The following is a 19078-nucleotide window of genomic DNA, read 5'->3' as shown; positions in this document are numbered from 1 at the left end:
CCTACTACACCAGTTTCATTTTAACGGGATCCCAGTGGATGATTTTCTTACTAAAATAACTTTCGTTACAGGCCAGGGCCGGAGCCGCGGCACGGAAACCGAATTCGGCGTCTTCCACTACGGGTTTGTTAGATCGGATGGCTTCGAAGAAATTCGTGAAGTGGTCTAAATGATCGTCGTAGCCCTGCGGTGCTTTAAAAACGATATCTTCCTTTACTTTTCGCTTGCGTTGCTGGGGCGTCCATTTGGCGTCGTACTCTTTCTGCATTTCCTCCTGCATTTGTTTGGAGAAGGTAAAGACGGAATCATAGCCACCAAAACCGGGAGCTTCGGGCAACAGACTGTGCTTGACGGTAATGCTGTTCCCCACCACATCAATCACACCTTCGGATCCTACCAGCCGGATGACTTCCTGACCACCCGTGCCACTGATGAAATTCACCTGTAAAGTCAGCTGGAAGGCGGCGTGCTCTTTGGTTTCGGGATACTGCATGACGCCCGACATCACATCGGGCATATTCCGGCCGTCTTTCCAGTAGCTGAATTGTCCGGTACTGTAAATGCTTTCCGGACCTTTGGAGTTGGTAATCAGGTGCGTACCGCTCAGCAGGTGAATGAACAAATCACCAGCCACGCCCGTACCTACTTCTTTAAACGCCCGCCACCAGAAAAACTTCTTGGCATCAAATGGCATTTTATCCGTTACGGCAATGAAGCGTTCCCAGTCGGTGGTACTGGCGTTGGCATCTTTTGGAATGGTGTATTCCCAGGCCCCAATGGAGCTTTGGCGATCATAAACCGCATTCACCATGTTGAGCTTGCCAATCTCCCCGGCGGCCAGTAATTCCTTGGCTTTCGCATAGCCAATACTACTGACCCGCTGACTGCCTACCTGCAACACCTTACCCGATTTTTTAGCCGCCGCAATGACCGAAGGACCTTCGCTAATTTTATACACCATCGGTTTTTCGCAGTACACGTGCTTGCCCTTGGCCAGAGCGTCCAGGGTCATGCGGGCGTGCCAGACGTCGTGCGTAGCAATGATGACGGCGTCGATATCTTTCCGGTCCAACAGCTCCTGGTAATTTCGGGTCGTGAAGAGTTCTTTCCCGTACTTTTCCTTCGCGTTTTCAATTCTTCCGGTGTACAGATCGCAAATTCCGGCCAGTTCGACACCCGGCACTTTAAGGGCCGTATTTAAGTCAAAGTGGCCCTGCACTCCGTAACCAATCACCCCCAGACGAATGGTGTCATTAGCAGAAATTCTCTTTTCAAACTGAAGAATGCGTTCTTCCGCCTTGGCTTGAGCAGCTAGGGAGGAAAGGGGCGAAGAGGCCGCAGCCAGACTGGTAGCCGCAATTTTTTGCAGAAATTGTCTTCTTGATTTAGAGGAATGTTGATCCATGAGGTGATGACGTTAAATTACTTGACGGCGTAGCTGACAAAGGCAATCTTCCGACTGTCGGGACTCCACGAAGGTACATTGATTGTTCCCTGCCCACCGTAAAAAACGGGTGTAATATCCTGAATAGTTTTGGTTTTCAGATTCATCAGGCGAAGTTTTACGTTTTTGCCGAATAAATGATTCTGTTTTTCATCGGAAGTATACGCGATGTAAACGAGCCACTGATTGTCGGGCGAGGGATGGGGAAACCAGTTGGAATGCGGGTCAGAGGTTAACTGCTCGGGATTGGACCCGTCGGGTCGCATCCGCCAAATCTGCATGTGACCCGTGCGGTAGGAATTAAAATAAATGTATTTGCCATCGCTGGAGTATTCCGGACCGTCGTCGAGTCCCTCCGTATGAGTGAGTCGCTTTTCCAAACCTCCATCCGTACTTATTGCGTAAATATCAAAATTGCCGTTTCGTTCGCCGCAGTAAACCAGGGTTTTGCCGTCCGGACTCCAGCCGTGCCAAAAAGAAGGAACTTCCCGAGTGATTTTTCGAGGTTCCCCGCCCTGAATGGGGAGAATGTAAATGGCCGATTTGTACGATTTAGGCGAGGGGTCCTGTTTATCATTGTGACTGATCGCCAGCCATTTTCGATCCGGCGAAATGCCGTGATCGTTATTACACTGGTTGGCAAATCCGGTGTTCAGTCCCTGAAGGGTTGCGGACTTCAGGGGAAGCGTAAAGAGCTTTCCTTTGCTATTGACGATCAAGTACTGATCCGGGTGCCAGTTGGGAGCTTCGAGGTGTTTTTGAATCCGGAAGATGGTATCGATTTTCCCCGTACCAATATCGACGGTGTGAACGAAACTCGTCGTGTCTTTTTGGGCAATACTCCTTACCGATAGAGCCATCAACGAAAGACATAGAAGGGACCTAACAAGCGTCCATTTAGAAGCTGTGTTTTGCGTTTCCATAAAAAATAGAGCGGATAAAATAAGAGGTTTCTATCAAAAGTGAGTAATTGAATCGTCATCAATCAAAAGGAGATAAGGGTCAAAAATGGTAATTAAAATGGAAATAATAATACTTTTGCAGGTCTATTCATGGGCAGATTTGAAGAACGATGCAAGAATTGGGTGATGAAAAGTATATCTCACATTTGTCCATTGACTGTGTGATTTTCGGTTACGAAGCAAAGGCATTGAAAGTACTGATTGCCAAATTCAAGTTTGGGGAAGGCGTGTTTGCATTGCCCGGCGGTTATGTCCGTAAGACGGAAGGAATCGATCAGGCGGCCAGCCGGATTCTTCGGGAAAGAACGGGACTGACGGATATATACCTGGAACAGTACCGCGTGTTTGGGGATGAAAACCGTATTATCAAGAGTAAGTACCGGGAAACCATCAAGTCTCAGTTGCAACGGTTTGATCGCCAGCGATTCGATACTGGAGTAGTGGAATGGTTGACCAGCCGCTTTATCAGTATTGGCTACTATGCATTGGTAGATATTACGAAGGTAAATCCGCAATGTGGCGAGTTTGATGAATACCTCGAATGGCGAAACATTGAGGACATTCCTGAAATGATTCACGATCACGGAGAAATTCTGGAATACGGATTGCAGGCACTTCGCCAGAACTTGGATCAGAAACTGATTGCCTTTAATCTTCTGCCGGAAACCTTTACGATGCGGGAAGTACAGGAGCTTTACGAAGCCGTCTACCATCGCTCGTTTCCTATCAATAACTTCCAGAAAAAAATCCTGGATCTGGGGGTTCTGGAACGCCTTCACAAAAAATACACTGGTGCGGCTAATACGGCACCGTATCTCTATCGCTTTAAAAAAAGCAGTCAATAGCAGGTGTTGTATGCGTAATAATTAAAAGACTGAAATTGAAAAGGTTACTGTAAAACTGGTAACTTGGCAGAAGCGGGGAGTCTTACCCGTACCTTTTTCATCCTCTAATATTGAACCTTATGAAATCGAGCTTCCGCTTTGCATTAACACTACTTTTCGTTTTCAGTATTTCATCATTGACTATGGCTCAGGCAGACAAAAGTCAGCGACCCAGCCCACCGGCCACGGCTACGGGAAAAATTGGTACGGCAACCGTAACCATTCAATACAATAGTCCTTCGGTGAAAGGACGTACTGTTTGGGGCGAACTAGTCCCCTACGGTAAAGTATGGCGGGCGGGAGCCAACGAGGCCACCACCTTTGAAACGGACCAAGCGATTCAGGTCGGAGGAAAAAGCTTGCCCGCGGGTAAGTACACCCTATTTGCCATTCCCGAAGAAAAACAGTGGACGTTTATCTTTAATTCACAAACGGGCCAGTGGGGAGTGAAACGGACGGGGGAAGCGAACCTGGACCGGGCAAATGACGTACTGACCGTGACGGCCAAACCCAAAGCAATGGCCTCTGCCAGTGAACGGCTGATGTATGAAGTGACGCCCCAAGGATTTACCTTGAAATGGGCTACGCTGGAAGTACCCGTTTCACTGAAAGAATAAGCTTCATAACTAAGCCGCGGCAGCCCAATGGAGTTTGCCGCGGCTTAGCTGTAATTCGGACGAAGAACTTACAATTGCAGACCTCCCGACACCTCAATCCGTTGAGCATTGACCCACTTGGCTTCGGGTGTACACAGAAAAGCAACGACACCCCCAATGTCTTCGGGCTGACCGATCCGGGGAATCGCAGTAACACTTTTCAGGTGCTCTTGTAGTTGCGGGGTATTTTTAAGTCGCCCGCCGCTGAAGTCCGTCGCAATGGCTCCCGGAGCTACCACATTGACATTGATTCCTCTAGGACCCAGCTCTTTCGCCAAGTAACGGGTCAGTACTTCAATACCCGCTTTCATACTGGCATACGTGGCAGAGCCCGGGAAGGTCAAGCGAGTTAAACCCGTCGAAATATTGACAATACCGCCGTTATCATTGAGTAAGAGCAGGAGTTTTTGCGTTAAGAAAAATACGCCCTTAAAGTGGATATTGAGTAGGGTATCGAATTGATCTTCCGTAGTTTCGGCGAAGCTGGGAATGACCAGATTCATACCAGCGTTGTTGACCAGAAAATCAAATTTGTCTGTAGCGAAGGTGTTCTTCAAGACCGTTTGTAGGGCTGAAACAAACGTATTCAATTCGGCAATGGCTCCTACATTGAAAGGTAATACGGCGGCTTTCTGTCCGCGTGTTTCAATCTCAGCGGCTACGGCCAATGCCTTTTCCGGCTGGGTATGATAGGTAAGGATAACGTCTATTCCTTTTTGGGCAAGGCGAAGAGCCATGTCCCGACCGAGTCCGCGACTTCCGCCCGTAACGAGTGCAATTTTGCGTGTCATAGCGTGTGAAATGTTAGGCTACAAAGGTGATAGGTTGACCCCTGATGCCTTTGTAAACATCAAACCGATGTTTGCAAAATTCAAACGCTACTCATTTTCGAAAGCTTACCGGAGACCAAGACGTTTGCTTTCGAAAGAAATTGGAAAAATGGGCTACTTCTTCAAATCCCAGACCATACGCAATCTCTGAGATATTCCAATCTGTGTGTTTCAACAAGCGTTTGGCTTCCTGGATAAGTCGCTGGCTAATCAGATCCGTAGTTGTTTTGCCCGTCGTGGTTTTCAACGCCCGATTAAGCGAATTAACGTGGATGGATAGACGATCGGCAAAGTCCTTGGCCGTTCGTAGGGGAAGCGGCTGGTGAGGGGATTCAATGGGGAACTGCCGTTCGAGTAATTCCACAAACAGCGAAGAGGTCCGAGCGGTACTCGTATGACGGGCCGCCGTAAGGGGTTGAAGCTTTTGCCCCCGATGGATAAGTTCCAGTAAATACGCTCGGATCAGATCGTACTTGTAAACATAATCCGAAGCAAGCTCTTGATGCATTTTTTTGAAAATCAGCTCTATCTGTACGGATTCTTCTTCGGAAAGCTGAAAAATGGGATACGCACCGGCCTGAAAAATGGGTAATTCGTCGAGCACTACGCCTCCTTGGGTCGCTAACAAAAATTCTTCGGTAAAGACGCAGAAGTACCCGGCTTGTTCCAAATCCTGTGGCAACCAGTGATAGGGTATTTTGGGCGTGGCGAACAACAAAGCACTGCTTTCAATTTCAATGGTTTTATCCGCGTACTCGGCCCGATTATGCCCTTGGATAAAGCTTATTTTGTAATACGAACGGCGATTGTAAGGCATCGCTACTTGCCCCGTCTCCCGAAACGTTTGAAATACTTCGTGTATACTGAAGACATTGAAATGTCCGATTTCTTTTGAAATACCCGGGGGTAAAAAGGCTTCTAAGTTACGATGGCCTGAAGTAGCTACGGCCTGATAGAATTCGTCGAGGGTACGCGTTTTCATAAATGCCCTGGTTGCAATCATTAAAGGTACGCTAATTTTCAATAGCCATTCCTACGGCTTGATCCGAACAAGCGAGACGGGGTATTTCAATTCGTACCAGCACTTACATGCCTCTGCGTCTGATAACCTTTGTCCGGTTGGAGGGATATGCAAGAAAAAGGTTTGAAATCAGTTTGTTAGAATAGCTGCCATTCCAGCAATACGTGTATACTTGTACCGCCGCTACTACCCGTATGAAAGCCCTCCGCTACTGGTTCCAAACGGGTACCTACCTTTTCTCTTCAACCGTCACGCCGCGTGCTAAAACCTTATGTCTAGCTCAAGAGCAAATTATGCCCTCTTTTTTACTTACACCGTCTTCGTAATTGTCAGTTTGTGGCAGCACGAAATGTGGCGGGACGAACTACAGGCCTGGGGTATTGTGGCCAGTACCGCCAACCCATTCGATTTAGCGGTTAATGCCCGGTACGAAGGTCACCCTTTACTTTGGTTCGTTCTGCTTTGGCCCCTGGCTCAGCTTTTCGATCATCCCAATGTGATGCAGGTACTGCATGGAGCTCTGGCGTTGGGCAGTGCGTACCTGATTATCTTCAAAAGCCCTTTCCGGTTTCTTGAAAAAATCCTTATTCTGTTCAGTTACTATTTCATTTATGAATACGTAACCATCAGTCGGAACTACCAGATTGGTGTCCTTATCATTTGTGGCATATGCGTACTTTGGCGAAATCCGCAGAAAAATCTCTTGGCGATTAGTGGCTTACTATTTCTTTTACTGCAAACCAATGTTTTTGCCTTTCTGGTGGGTTTAGGATTGGCCGTTGGATTGCTCGCCGAAGAAGTGTACGCCCGGCGAATCTGGCCGTTGCGAAGCAAATCCCTGTTAGCGGCTTTAGTAATTCTGGCGGGAGTAATGGGGACCGCTCAATCGCTGCCCCCCGCCGACTCGGGCTTTCTGACTCAGTGGACCAGCCGTTTCGATTCGGGTACCTTTTTATTTGCGGCAGCGGGGGTAGCTCATGGATTTCTCCCATTAAGCAGTTTTTCTGAATATCATTATTGGAATTTTTCTCTATTTCCGTTTGGATTGGGCGTGAAGCTGGCCCTGGGTTTGGTTCTGGCTGTACTCGCTATCTTTTCGAAACCCAAGTCTTCGGTAGCTCTGATCATACTCGTAGCCTCTGTTTTCTTCATTTTTATCTTTACTTACGAAAAGCCCCGAGGTCTGTTCCGCCACTTTGGTCATTATACGCTGGCCCTGATTGCCGCCTACTGGATTGATGGGTATAAGCAATCCTCCCGACCCGTCTTTACGCTGGGTTATTTTGGTGTCGGCATATTACTGCTTCAGGTCTTGGCGGGGATGAATGCCTGGTACCGGGATCTGCGGTATCCCTTTTCTCAAGCCGAGGCTATGGCCTTGTACCTTCAGAAAACGTATCCGGCTTGTACACCCGTCGCTGGTGTTTTTCAGGATTATATGATTCCTTTAGAATGGTTTTTGGGCAGATCTATCTACTGTCTGGATGTACAGCAGGAGCGTCCTTATGTGCTTTGGAGCAAAAGTCACTGGAATGACACCTTGAACAACCAGCCGGATTCTCTAACCTACCAACGCTTTATTACCTATCAGCAAAGCCATCCCGAATCGGTACTTGTTATGACGTATCATACATCGAACCATCCCGAAGTAGGGCAACAGGATACCCTTCGTTCGGCCGAAGGTACCTACGTATTTACTTGCCTGAAGAAGTTTGACGGCTCCATCACAAGTGAAGATTACTACTTGTTTAATACTAGGAAAGTCGACTCTAGGTAAACGCAGACCTGTTAGAGCTCATTTAGTAGAAAAATGGAATTGCTATTGAATGATGATAAAGTACGCCATCTCGTTGAAAAGATGCTACTATGCATCGGTTCAACAGGAGTGTACTTTTTATGCGAAATGAATCTGATTGCCCGTTGATCAAGGCAAGGTTTCCGGGCAGGCCGCTACTTCTTCAAACCTTCGAAACCTAGGCTTTGTTTGGATAAACTGTAGTTTCTAATTGTAGAAAGACGTAAGAGAAAATAGGCAAAAGATATAGGGATTGAAAAACGGAGTTTTTAACTTAAGACTTTAAACCTCATACATTAAACTTCTCCTCCCATTCAAACGATGTCTAAAGCTCTATTTATCTTTTTCGTAACAGGATTAGCTCTAATGAGCCGACATGTGCATAGCCAGGTTCCTCACCTGGCAGGCGATATTTATGTATCGCTAGAACAGGGGACGATGAAGGCCGATCTGTCCGTTTCTAATCTTCCGAAAACCAGCAATTACTCCATTCAACTAAATAGCGGATTGAATATAAAGTTTTTCCGGGATAGTACGGATCGTTTTTCGTATTCAGCAGAACGCGAGTACCAGCCGGAAAAATCGTACGAGAGTTTTCAGTACTGGTTTCCCAGTAACGATCGGAAAAGTCGCTATCTGCCCGCTCATTTTAAAATCAGTTACCTAGGAGCTTTTCCCATCCACGCTGATTCCACGAAACTAAGTGAGCGGGGAGACTGGAAGGGAAATATTGCTCTAAACGGGAAAACGATTCGGGTAACGGAACAGTCAGCCTGGTATCCTATCCTGTATAACCTGGCAGAGGATAAAACCTACACCAGCGTAACGTATGATTTGACCATTCACGTCCCCGGAGCCAAGGCGATTTACCTTAATGGCCAGCCTCCTCAGAAGGGGTCAGTAGCTCATTTTCAATCGGATCAACCTTTTCCATTACTGCTGTTTGCTGGCGACTTTGACTTTAAAAAAGAGCAAAATACGTACCTCATTAATACGACCTTGAGTCAGGGACAAACCCAAGTACTGGATGGCTGGTTTACCCGGATTAAAAACTATTACCAGGACCATCTGGATGTTCCCTACGGAGTCGATGTTACTTTGCTGGCCAGTACCCCCGTTTCCCAGCGAAACGACTGGTTGTTTGTTACCTATCCCACTGTTGCTTCCGTCAGCCCCAAGAATTGGCTAAACACACTGGTAAATCCGAAAACCCAGACTATTTCGGATTCCAATTATATCTCTCTGATTTCTCACGAGTTAGGCCATTATTACTTTGGCACGGTCTTTCGACCTAACTCGACTTTGTACTGGGCTTTTTTGGAGGGCGTAACCGAATATATCTCTTTACAGGCCGTCCGTGATCTGGTGGGAAAAAGCTATTACGACCGCAAAATTAGACAGTATATAACCGCCAGTCGGAAATTGCAAAACTTTAAAGGGTTAGCAGAAATCAACAGTCCGAGCGAAATTAATGAGACCTATCGCTATCAATATATTCCGCTGTTACTGACGGGATTGGAAGCAAAGCTCGGACGGCCTCAATTATGGAAATGGCTCCGAAGTATCCTTCAGACGGAAAAGCCCCTAACCAACTACGCATTCTTCAAGGAAAGCCTGCTGCAAAGCGGCGTAGATGAGCGAACATTCGAAGATTTGGAAAGCCAGTACCTACGTTCGTCGGCTGGCTTACCAAATCTGCTGGCAGCATTCCATTCCTATGAAATTCCTAGCCAGTCGAATCCTACTACGACTTATGCTTACTACTGGGGGGTAACCGGGCAGAGGCAGTCTCCCAATGCAGCAGCAAAACCGCAGGTTTTCTATACGGGCGTCAAGCGCATGAAAGCTGGAGAAGATCTAACGAAGGTAAGTCAGCGGTATTTTGATTTTGCTAAACGTAAGTGCTCCGATCTAGAGGAATGTTTTAGCGACTTTAATACCTACGAAACCTTGGAACAAGCTCAGAAGGCCCAGAAAAACTGGTTAAATCGCTTATTGGCAACGCACGAGTTAAAAGCGGTTGATTTTTAAGGGTAATAGGAAAGAGCCGGCGGCTAAACGCATTACTCCGCTAGTCCTGTTTGAACGACTATTGTACCAAGGCAAACTCATGTAACGGTAGTCTTACTTTTTTCAGGTTGGCATAGGGATCCTGTTCGGCATCGCGGTAGCCTAAAGACAACAACACTACACTTTTCAAACCCTTCTCTGGTAAACCCAACAATTGGTCCAGTTTTTCGTGATTGAAACCTTCCATAGGAGTCGTATCTATTTTCAACTCAGCCGCGGCGATGAGGCCGGTTCCCAGTCCGATGTAAGCCTGCCGGGCTGCCCAGCTAAAGTTGGCTTCGGGTGTTTGAGTCAGCATGTGCGTTTCCAGGGCTTGTTTAAAACCTGCCAGTTGTTCCAGGGGTATTTCACGAACGGCTGCCACGTGGGCCATATAGTCATCAATGATGTCCTGCGTTATATTTTCGAAAGCAGCAAAGACGAGTAAATCGGAGGCTTCCAGAATCTGGGCATTGAAGGAATCTTTGGCCAGCTCTTCCCGTATGGCCGCATCTTTTACCACAATCACGCGGTACGGTTGCATACCGGTGGACGAGGCACTAAGGTTAATAGCGTCCAGAATAGTTTGAATGGCTTCGTCAGACACTTTTTGGTTGCTGTATTTTTTGACTGCGTATCGCCAGGTAAGGCTTTCTTTGAGAGACATAATCTGATTACTTTTTTGTGATGGGGCAAATTTCTGCGACACTTGGTTTACTTTTGTCATCAACTAACTAAAAGTAATGGTGACATTTAGGTAACCAGCTTAGACACGCATGGACCAACCCATCATAAATAACAGAGCCTGTTTTACTACACCCCATGATCCTCAGGCCTGTAACAAACGAATCATGGCCATCCACGATACCTTGTACGTACTGGGTGGTAAATGGAAGATTTCGATTATTACCAGTCTGGGATTTGGCAAGAAACGGTATTCGGAACTACTCCGGGAAGTAAAGGGTATTTCCGGCAAAGTTTTAAGCCGGGAACTAAAAGAAATGGAAACCAACCTGCTAATTACACGAACCGTACTGGATACCCAGCCCGTAGCCGTGGAATACGAGCTTTCCGAGTATTGCGAAAACCTGTTACCAGTCATTTTCAAACTGGCCGAGTGGGGGACGGAGCATCGGAAAAAGATTGTCAGTGTACCATAGGTTTGTCGGGTACTAGGTATGAAGTTTATAGTTTAAAGTGGAAGAACGCGGCTGACCTGCGGCGTGCAAAGAAGAGTATATTCGGCTTCTGTACGGCATCAGACAGCTCATGAATCGACTGGTCCGGGACGGGGTCAGACCGCCGAATGCTCTGGATGGTAGTGATAAATTTTGATCCGTCTATACTGTTTTGGAAGTGGTGAGTAGGGTTTTGTGGTACAGGGTTTTAACCTGGTAAAGAGGCTGGCATGTGTGTATTTCTCGGGATGACTATCCAGAACACACATTCTTAAATCTTTACTGGAGGGGAACTATCCTGCTCCTACGGGGTTAGGCTAAAACTCAGTTTAAATCATCGCACTGTATGCAGTGGATCAATGACGCTTTAAATGTTCTGCTGGTTGAGCAGGAACAATACGTGGAATTCTCGCTCAAAGCAAAACTTCTGCTGGTCTTTCTCCTGGTTCTGATCGTCGCTATTCCTTTTCTCCTTTAACTTTTCTCCTCCGTTCAATCGGCTCGCGATGGGATTCAAAACCTAAGGTCGCCGTCCATTCCATCAATCCTCAAGGAGATTTTTGCCTCGTGATACACGATACAAGAACGGCCGCGGGTAGGGGAGTATAGGCTAACGTAGGGGTTCTGCATCATTTTTTGTTTAGTTTGTCCAGTACCCTTCAGCGAACGAACTCATTAAGCATTCATTCGCTCTTCAACAACCAATCCTATGAAAATTGGCTTTCTCGGTTTAGGAAACCTTGGTACCCCCATTGCGGAAAACCTGTTGCAGAGCACGCAGCAACTGTATGTCTACAATCGTACGGCCGCCAAAGCACAACCGCTGGCAGATCGGGGTGCCGTCATTTGTTCTTCCGTAGCTGAACTGGCTACGCTGAGTGATGTAGTTTTTACCCTGGTTTCGGACGATGCTGCCCTTCAGGCGGTTACTGCGGGTGAAGAAGGCATTGCCGCAAATTTAAAAAAGGGCGGTGTTCATGTTTCCTTAAGTACAATCCTGCCCGCCACGGCTACCTCACTGGCTCAGCTACACGACGAGCACGGTTCCCACTACATCGCCTGTGCTATTCTGGGTCGGCCGGAAGCGGCCCGGGCTAAAAAGCTTAACCTGCTGGTATCGGGTAATACGGATGTCTTTGAAACTATCAAACCCGTACTTGAACAATGCGGTGCGGCTAATATCTGGGCATTTGGATCCGAGGTGGGAGCGGCGAATGTCGCCAAATTATGCTCAAATTTCCTGATCGTCTCCGCAATGGAATCCATGGCCGAAAGCATTCATCTAGCCCGGCAAAGCGGCATCGATGCCGAACAATTGATGCACATGTTGACCCAAACGCTTTTTGCTTCACCGGTATATTCCACATATGGTAATAGCTTATTGAAAGAAGCTTTTCTGCCCGCTGGTTTTACTTTAAAGCTCGGCCTGAAAGATGTTAATCTCATCAACGAACAAGCCTCAACCGTAGGTGTTCAACTGCCCTTCGGTAAGAAAGTACAGGAATTGATGAATCAGTGCGTAGAGCAGGGCCTGGGCGAGCACGACTGGACGGCCATTGCTCTGGCCTCCCGGTAACGAAGCGTGCTGATCGATCGCCGAAACGGTTTTGACGGATCGTAAGACGAAAACAGGGTACGAGTAAAAAAGGGCTTTCTCCACGAGAAAGCCCTTCGAACGCTTAAAAAAGTACAGCGGTCATTAAAGCCCTAACTCAAGGCCAAAAGAACTGCCGGAGACGTGACTTGCCCTGGGTATTTTTTCCAGAAGAGATGGCTTACTGATTAGCCTTGGCCGAGTTAATCATCGCTGATAACTCTGAAACAGCAGCCTCGTTACCTCCCGAGAATCCCGTCAATTTATAGCGAATTCGGCCCTTGCCATCAATCACAAACTTCGCAGGAATGCCATTTACTTGAAAGGCAGATACCGCCTCATTCCGCTTCGTCTTTGCATTTTTGATGTCCATGTATAGATCTAAATCGTAGTGATTAGCTTTCAGGTATTCCTGAGCTTCGGCGGTTGGATTGCCTTGCCGTTCCCAGGTATGGATAAAGAGGAATTTTACCTGTGGATCCTGCTTGTACTTATTCACTACCATTTGCATGGCGGGGAAAGAAGCCTTACACGGACCGCACCACGTCGCCCAGAAATCAAGAACAATCGTCTTTCCTTTAAAATCGGCCAACGATACCTGTTTGCCCGAAGCGTCTGTAACGATGAATGAGGGAGCGGGCTCGTTAATCATTAATTTAGCTGCCTCCGTTTCGTATTTACTCGTTAATTTCTGGTCGAGGGAAGCCAGGTATTCCTTCTCATTTTTTCCTGGATAAAGCTTTTTGTAGATAGACGCCAGTTCCGCTCGTACGGTTGAGTCGGCTAAGCCACTGGTTACCGTCTTTTCCAGTAATGGAAAGGCTTCCTGATAATTACCACGCTTACTCAACAGAAGACCGTAGTTTTTGATTAAAGCGGGGCTTTTTCGCTCTGAAGAGATGTATACTTCGTGCAAGTACGTATACGCTTTTTCATAGTTTCCATTCTTAGCCAAAATTTCGCTGTACAGACCCAGCAGGCCATTAGTGCTATTTTTTAGATGATTTAGTGCCCTAGCCGAAGTATCGGTAAGATTTGTAACCTCGCGGATGGACGCTAACTCCTGGGTAATTAATTGCTCGGCTTCTTTGCTATCGTAAGCAGCTATGGTACTGGCAACGCTATGAACCGCAGTAGGCTTAAACAAGGGAGACTTTACTTTCTTCAGATAGGACAGGAGTTTTGGCTTGTTCCTCGCTTGTGTGTACGTATAGGCTACGGAATAATAGGCCATATCCAGATCAGCACCCGGAAAATCTTTTTCCATTTGAGCCAGCATCCGTTCCTGGGTAGGTCCATCCTTTTCAGCATTCAGTCGGTTTATCGCCATATTACAGGCAATGGTGCCTTTGGGAAACCTCTTAACGGCCAGTTCTACGAGCGAATCTGATTTGGCTGGATTACTTTGATAAAAACTTAAAAGCGTGAAAATATCCGCTTCCGAACCGCTTTCAAGCTTCTTTAACTTTGACTGAAGTTGAACCGGATCTTTTTCACTTTTGAGTGAATCCAGGGTGGCATTTTTAGGTCGCTGAGCAAAGGCCAGCGTACCAGAGAGAATGCCCAGAACGATCAAAACTAGTTTCATGATGAATTTTTTTGGATGAAAAGGATAGCGTAAAAAATAGAAATGGCCTCTCTTCGGAGGTGTGCCTAAGGTTACTGAACATCAAAGGGCGGTGTGATCAGTAAGCAAGCGTCGATTCATTATAGGGCCTTGCTAGGAATGTAGTTAACGTTCGCTTGGCGTTAAGCTCTAGTAGAAGGTATGATTACGCAGGCAGGTATACTGAGCATTTTGAAGTAAGGGGTAGTATACCCAGATATCTACCCGTTCGTTGTATACGCTACTTTACTCCTGATAAGCAATGACGGATATTTCCACGGAAACGTCCTTGGGTAAACGGGCTACCTGTACCGTTTCTCGGGCGGGAAAATCGCTCGTAAAAAATTCGCCATACACCGCATTGACGACGGCAAAGTCGTTCATGTCTTTCAGAAAAATGGACGTTTTAACAATGTTACGGTAGTGCATACCTGCGGCTGCCAGCAATTCACCCAGGCTTAACATAACTTGCCGGGTTTCGGCCTGAACGCCACCCTGATTCGCTGCTACGTCGGCCGCTATCTGGCCGGATACGTACAGGACGGGCCCTACCTGAACGGCCTGCGAATACGGACCGATGGGGGCTGGAACATTGGGGCTGAAGATGATTTGCTTGTTCATGATAGGAGTTGTTAAAAGACAAAAATTAAAAAAGGAGCTAGGTCGGCAAACCCTCCAAAGCTTTGCTGGCGTGGTTCTGGACAACTAGTTGCTGCAAACCGAAACCGGACCAGCTTGCCAACACCATGGGGATGATCATCGGTAGGAGTGAGCCGTTACTGAAATAACTGACCAGGGCCGAGAAGCTGGCACCCAGGATCATTTGTACGCAGCCAGCCAACGCAGAGGCACTGCCGGCATTTTGCCGGAACGGCAGTAAGGCTAACGTAGTGGCATTGGGATTAATAAAGCCATGAAACAGGAGGTAACTAAAAACCAGTAAAAGCAGTAGCGTAGCCGTTAACAGGTCCAGGATTCCGAGCAGGCCTAAAAGCAGAGCAAGTCCTGCCTGCAGGCGGCCTGCTATTCGTAACAGTTCCGGGGTCGTTTTCCATTGGTGAGCAAAGCGGTTAATCTGGCTTCCGAGTACTAAACCACCCGCACTGAATCCGAATGCGTAGCTAAAATCCGCCTGCGAAAAATGATAGGTATCCATCAGAAGTTGAGGCGAACCCGCAATAAACGAAAAGAGACCGGCGGAAGCCAAGCCCGCCACCAGGGCATGAACACTAAAGGCCGACGAGGAAAGTACCTGAATATATTCGTTCAAAATTTGCCTTGGCCGTAGGGAAATCGACGCGTCGGCTGGTTTACTTTCCGGTAAGGTGCGAACTACCAGAACTATTAAACTTATGGACAAAAGGGCCATACTGAGAAAAATAGCCCGCCAGCCCGCCAGTTCCAGAATCAAGCGTCCAACCGTTGGAGCCAGGATGGGGGAGATGCCTAAAATCAGTAACAGCGTCGAGAGAATTCCCGCGATTTCTTGCGGTTGGTACAAGTCCCGCACCATCGCCCGGCTTGCTACCATGCCCACACAACCACCGACCGCCAATACAAAACGCAAGCCAATCAGCCAGTGAACCTCCGTAACATACGCACAGGCAACCGCAGCGAGCGAATACAGAAACAGACCCGCCATCAAGGGCTTTTTTCGGCCAAATCGGTCCAGCAGCGGCCCGCAAAGCAGCTGACCCACCGCTAAACCCAAAAAGAAACTCGTCAGTGAATAGGCTACTGCCGAGACGGTCGTATGCAATTGCTGAGCCATCACTGGGAATGCCGCTAAATACGTGTCAATCGAAAAGGGGGCCAGGGCCATCAGAAGGCCCAGCGTGAGGAGCGAAAGAACGTTTGGTTTCATAGGCTCTGAAGTTCGCCCAGGGCTTTAACGAATAGCTGCATCTCCTCGAGCGTACCCAAACTCAGGCGGCACCAGAACGTGCGGTGCATTTCCATCGTTTTTACCCGGATGCCTTTGGCAAGCATCTGCTTCTGAAAAGAGTCCCCCGGTAGGGGCAGAGCCATCAGGATAAAGTTCGTATACGAAGGAATGAAGGCGTAGCCCAGTCGGTTGAGCTGGCTGTAAATGTATGATTTGACCCGTTCATTCTGCTGTACGTAGTGTAAATGAAAAGCGACATCGTCCAGTGCCGCCGAGGCCGCATACAAGGCCAGCGAACTAATATTGAGGCCCGTCATGGTATTTACCTGATGAAACGGAGCCAAAAAGGCGGGTTGGGCGAGGAGATAACCCACGCGTAAACCGGCTAAACCAAAGCCTTTCGAGAACGTCCGTCCAATGATGACATTTTTCTTTTGAAGCAGCACGCTCACCATACTCTGCGTATTCGCTCCTAGGGCTAAATCCAGGTAGGCTTCATCGATAAAAATGGGTACGCGTGGGGAAACGCTCTCGCAAAACCGCAGTAACGATTGCCCATCGGTAATGCTGCCCGTTGGGTTGTTGGGGTTACAGATATAGACCATCCGGGTACGCTCATCGATGGCCGCTTCCATCCGCTCTAAATCGTGAGAACCATCGCTTCGGCAGGCAATGCTTTTGCACTGGGCACCGGTCGCTACTACCGCGTCCAGAAAGAGAGGAAATGTAGGCAAAGGGCAAACCAGGTTATCCCCGGGCTTGAAATAAAGCAGAGCCGTCTTTTCGAGTAAATCCGAAAGTCCTGCCCCCACCAGGACCTGAGTGGCCGACACCCGTTCCCGGGCCGCAATTTTAGCCATGAGCACGGGCAAATCGCTAAAGACGTAACGATTCGCTAAGGGGAGTGCGGCCAGGATGGCCTGTTGTACGGTGGGAGAAATGCCGTAAGGATTTTCATTCGAATCCAACCGAATCAACGTTTGTGCGGGCCCTTCCCTGGAAGTAGATGACCCTTGAAAGGCTACCGAATGCGGAGGGTATACAGGAATGGATTTCATAGATTCATGACTAGGCTATGATTACCTAAATGGATTGTTGATGAAGTAAGGAAGTCGCTGGAATCGGGGCAGCATGATAGTATCTGCCCCGACTCCAACCTATTGTTTAGATTCGGGTAATAGGAAAGCCTTCACGCAATTCGAGCCCAATACCTTTTTCGCCAGACTTTGTACGGACTCTTTGCTGACCTGGTCAATTCGCTTCATCTGCTGGAGAATCTCCTGAGGCGACTGACCGTATTGATGACTGGTAACCAGGTGATTCATCCAGTACTGATTATCCTTGAGTTGTAATTCCAGCTGACGTTTACTTTCCATCTTAAACTTGTCTACGTCCGTTTGCGAGGGACCGGTAGTCTTCAAATGCTCTAATAAGTCCAGCGTTTTCGTGGCCAGTTCTTCCACGCGTCCGGGACTAGTACCATAGCTAATGGCTAGTGTATAGCGGGGCTCGGGTAGTTTAAAAGCACTGGCGGAGGCTCCAATAAAATAGACCCCGCTTTCTTTTTCACGAATCTCTTCGACCAGTTTAATATTGAGGATTTCCTTGATAGCCGTCAAATTGATGGCGTTTTCGGGCGTGTAGGGTAACGCTCCGGAATAGATGAATTGAGCCGATGCTTTTTGTTCAATTCCCCGAAAAACGCTTTTAGATACTTGTCCCTCCAGGGGCCGAATGTGAAGATCGGTATAGGTTTCTTTTTTGTTCTGAGAAGGTAGGCTGCCCAAGTATTTTTCAAGCAGGGGCTTCAATTCTTCTACTTTAAAATTACCCACGAAGAAGTAGGTAAAGTCCGACGCGTTCGCAAAACGCTCCCGGTAGATTTGATACGCTTTTTGAACATTAATTTTGTCTACATCCGAAGGCTTTACGGGCATTCGACGCGGATGATACCCGCCCATGACTGCCGTTAATGTATCCCGAAATACGTTCTGCGGATTAGGAGTCGCCTGATTTTGCTCAAGTTCGTCTTTCAGATTCGTTAGAAAACCTTGGATAACGGCTTCGTCCTTACGGGGTAGTGTTAACCTGGCGTGCATGAGCTGAAAGGCCGTTTCCGCATCTTTGGGTGCAAACGAACCCGATAGCCCTTCCGCTGTTTCGTTGATGAAGGTAGAAACGTTCACTGCTTTTCCTGTCAGGTATTTGCGGAGCTGCGTAGAGGAAAAATCGGCTACGCCTCCCTGACTAACCAAGTTATTCGTAAACCGGGCCGTATTGAAATCGTCGTAAAGAGCAGTACCGCCAAAGCTATAACCTGTGAACAAAATCTCATCGTTTTTGAAGTCAGTAGGCTTGAGTGCCACTTTTATGCCATTCGATAGCGTCAGCTCCGTTGCATTAATTTCAGGGAGAGGTTTCTCCGCAGTAATTTTCCCAGCCTTAGGCAGACTAGTTAGCAGGGATTTGGAAACCACCTCATCCACGTACGGCGTAAGATTTTCGGGGGTATGATCAATCCAGGCTAATAACTGGGCTTGCGTAGGTAACGTAGCTTTTTCTTTTTCGGGAGCCATTACAATAACGGCCCGGTTTTCCTTCGTCAGCAGCGTTTTAGGTAAGGCATTGACTTCTTCGAGCGTAATACCGGGCAATTCGGCTTTAACAAATGTGGCGTACGAGTCAATGCCCATCGAAGTTTCATCGCCTACGAAATCGTACATATATTCCATGGCCAGCGTTTGGGAGGAGGTCTTGTCTTTTTCCTTCAATCGTCTCTCCACGTCTGATCCGAAATTCTGCTTGGCCCGTTCCAGCTCCGTAGCCGTAAAGCCAAATTTGGCCACACGAGCATTTTCGTCCAGTACCGCTTTTAATCCTTTTTCAATGCCGCCCGTCTTGGCTACTACGCCGCTTACATAGGCATCGTAAGTACCCACAAAGCTACTCGTGGAGCTAAACCCATTTTGAAAAGGGGGATCGGCCCGTTGGGTCAGTTCCCGCAGCCGACTGCCAATCATTTGGTTGAACAAAGACCGCTTGATTTTCTCACGGGTATCGGCGAAGGTCTTTTCTTTCAACTCGGGCAGTCGCGTCAGAATCTGAACAATCGTGTACGGCTGTTCTTTATCGGTTACGATGGCCACTTTCGTATCGCTGTTGGCCGGAATCGGG

17 protein-coding genes are annotated in these 19078 nt (G+C 47.7%); 7 read left to right on the top strand and 10 right to left on the bottom strand.

The window, feature by feature from the left end:
* Window positions 1-4 precede the first annotated feature (4 nt).
* A complete protein-coding gene (locus C5O19_RS15425; protein ID WP_104714178.1) occupies window positions 5-1405 on the bottom strand; it encodes a Gfo/Idh/MocA family protein in 1401 nt (466 codons plus the stop codon).
* 17 nt (window positions 1406-1422) lie between these two features.
* Window positions 1423-2304 (bottom strand): TolB family protein, encoded by an 882-nt coding sequence (locus C5O19_RS15420; protein WP_243406412.1) that lies wholly within the window; start codon window positions 2302-2304, stop codon window positions 1423-1425.
* A gap of 212 nt (window positions 2305-2516) precedes the next feature.
* Here C5O19_RS15420 and C5O19_RS15415 point away from each other — a divergent pair, with 212 nt between their 5' ends.
* Complete coding sequence (locus tag C5O19_RS15415; RefSeq protein ID WP_104714174.1) at window positions 2517-3251, top strand: NUDIX hydrolase; 735 nt, start codon at window positions 2517-2519, stop codon at window positions 3249-3251.
* A gap of 119 nt (window positions 3252-3370) precedes the next feature.
* Window positions 3371-3907: a DUF2911 domain-containing protein gene (locus C5O19_RS15410; RefSeq protein ID WP_094810020.1), complete on the top strand. Its 537-nt coding sequence runs from the start codon at window positions 3371-3373 to the stop codon at window positions 3905-3907.
* A gap of 68 nt (window positions 3908-3975) precedes the next feature.
* Here C5O19_RS15410 and C5O19_RS15405 read toward each other — a convergent pair whose 3' ends face one another.
* Both C5O19_RS15405 and C5O19_RS15400 read right to left on the bottom strand, forming a co-directional pair.
* A complete protein-coding gene (locus tag C5O19_RS15405) occupies window positions 3976-4737 on the bottom strand; it encodes an SDR family NAD(P)-dependent oxidoreductase (RefSeq protein ID WP_104714172.1) in 762 nt (253 codons plus the stop codon).
* A 91-nt stretch (window positions 4738-4828) separates the two neighbouring features.
* Entirely contained in the window at window positions 4829-5758 is a 930-nt protein-coding gene (locus C5O19_RS15400) for a helix-turn-helix domain-containing protein (protein ID WP_104714170.1), read from the bottom strand.
* Between the two features lie 310 nt (window positions 5759-6068).
* On the opposite strand from C5O19_RS15400, the gene C5O19_RS15395 reads away from it, so the two are divergent.
* Together C5O19_RS15395 and C5O19_RS15390 are read left to right on the top strand one after the other, a co-directional pair.
* Entirely contained in the window at window positions 6069-7574 is a 1506-nt protein-coding gene (locus tag C5O19_RS15395; RefSeq protein ID WP_133163375.1) for a hypothetical protein, read from the top strand.
* Between the two features lie 339 nt (window positions 7575-7913).
* Window positions 7914-9623 carry a M1 aminopeptidase family protein gene (locus C5O19_RS15390; RefSeq protein ID WP_243406411.1) on the top strand — a complete coding sequence of 570 codons (1710 nt, stop codon included), beginning with the start codon at window positions 7914-7916 and terminating at the stop codon, window positions 9621-9623.
* A gap of 58 nt (window positions 9624-9681) precedes the next feature.
* On the opposite strand, the gene C5O19_RS15385 is transcribed toward C5O19_RS15390, so the two are convergent.
* Window positions 9682-10308 (bottom strand): NAD(P)H-dependent oxidoreductase, encoded by a 627-nt coding sequence (locus tag C5O19_RS15385; protein ID WP_207766441.1) that lies wholly within the window; start codon window positions 10306-10308, stop codon window positions 9682-9684.
* Between the two features lie 109 nt (window positions 10309-10417).
* On the opposite strand from C5O19_RS15385, the gene C5O19_RS15380 reads away from it, so the two are divergent.
* The 3 genes from C5O19_RS15380 (at window position 10418) to C5O19_RS15375 (ending at window position 12395) form a co-directional block, all read left to right on the top strand.
* Complete coding sequence (locus C5O19_RS15380; RefSeq protein ID WP_207766440.1) at window positions 10418-10801, top strand: winged helix-turn-helix transcriptional regulator; 384 nt, start codon at window positions 10418-10420, stop codon at window positions 10799-10801.
* A gap of 364 nt (window positions 10802-11165) precedes the next feature.
* Window positions 11166-11297, top strand: a complete 132-nt coding sequence (locus C5O19_RS26375) for a hypothetical protein (RefSeq protein WP_262509727.1) — start codon at window positions 11166-11168, stop codon at window positions 11295-11297.
* A gap of 231 nt (window positions 11298-11528) precedes the next feature.
* Window positions 11529-12395: an NAD(P)-dependent oxidoreductase gene (locus C5O19_RS15375; RefSeq protein ID WP_104714163.1), complete on the top strand. Its 867-nt coding sequence runs from the start codon at window positions 11529-11531 to the stop codon at window positions 12393-12395.
* A gap of 199 nt (window positions 12396-12594) precedes the next feature.
* Here the strand turns inward: C5O19_RS15375 and C5O19_RS15370 are convergent, their stop codons facing one another.
* The 5 genes from C5O19_RS15370 to C5O19_RS15350 form a co-directional block, all read right to left on the bottom strand.
* On the bottom strand, window positions 12595-14001 hold the full coding sequence (locus C5O19_RS15370; RefSeq protein WP_104714160.1) for a redoxin domain-containing protein: 1407 nt from the start codon (window positions 13999-14001) through the stop codon (window positions 12595-12597).
* A 264-nt stretch (window positions 14002-14265) separates the two neighbouring features.
* A complete protein-coding gene (locus tag C5O19_RS15365) occupies window positions 14266-14640 on the bottom strand; it encodes a Rid family detoxifying hydrolase (protein WP_104714158.1) in 375 nt (124 codons plus the stop codon).
* Window positions 14641-14677: 37 nt separating this feature from the next.
* Window positions 14678-15883, bottom strand: coding sequence for a multidrug effflux MFS transporter (locus C5O19_RS15360; protein ID WP_104714155.1), 1206 nt, complete (start codon window positions 15881-15883; stop codon window positions 14678-14680).
* Entirely contained in the window at window positions 15880-16962 is a 1083-nt protein-coding gene (locus C5O19_RS15355) for a pyridoxal phosphate-dependent aminotransferase (RefSeq protein WP_104714153.1), read from the bottom strand. The genes C5O19_RS15360 and C5O19_RS15355 overlap by 4 nt, the downstream gene beginning before the upstream one ends.
* Window positions 16963-17061: 99 nt before the next feature.
* The coding region (locus tag C5O19_RS15350; RefSeq protein ID WP_104714151.1) for an insulinase family protein at window positions 17062-19078 on the bottom strand (2017 nt) is incomplete at its 5' end.

The sequence above is a fragment of the Siphonobacter curvatus genome, from assembly GCF_002943425.1.
GTDB lineage: Bacteria > Bacteroidota > Bacteroidia > Cytophagales > Spirosomataceae > Siphonobacter > Siphonobacter curvatus.
The sequence above is the reverse complement of the archived record's forward strand: the minus strand, read 5'-3'. Positions and strand labels throughout refer to the sequence as shown.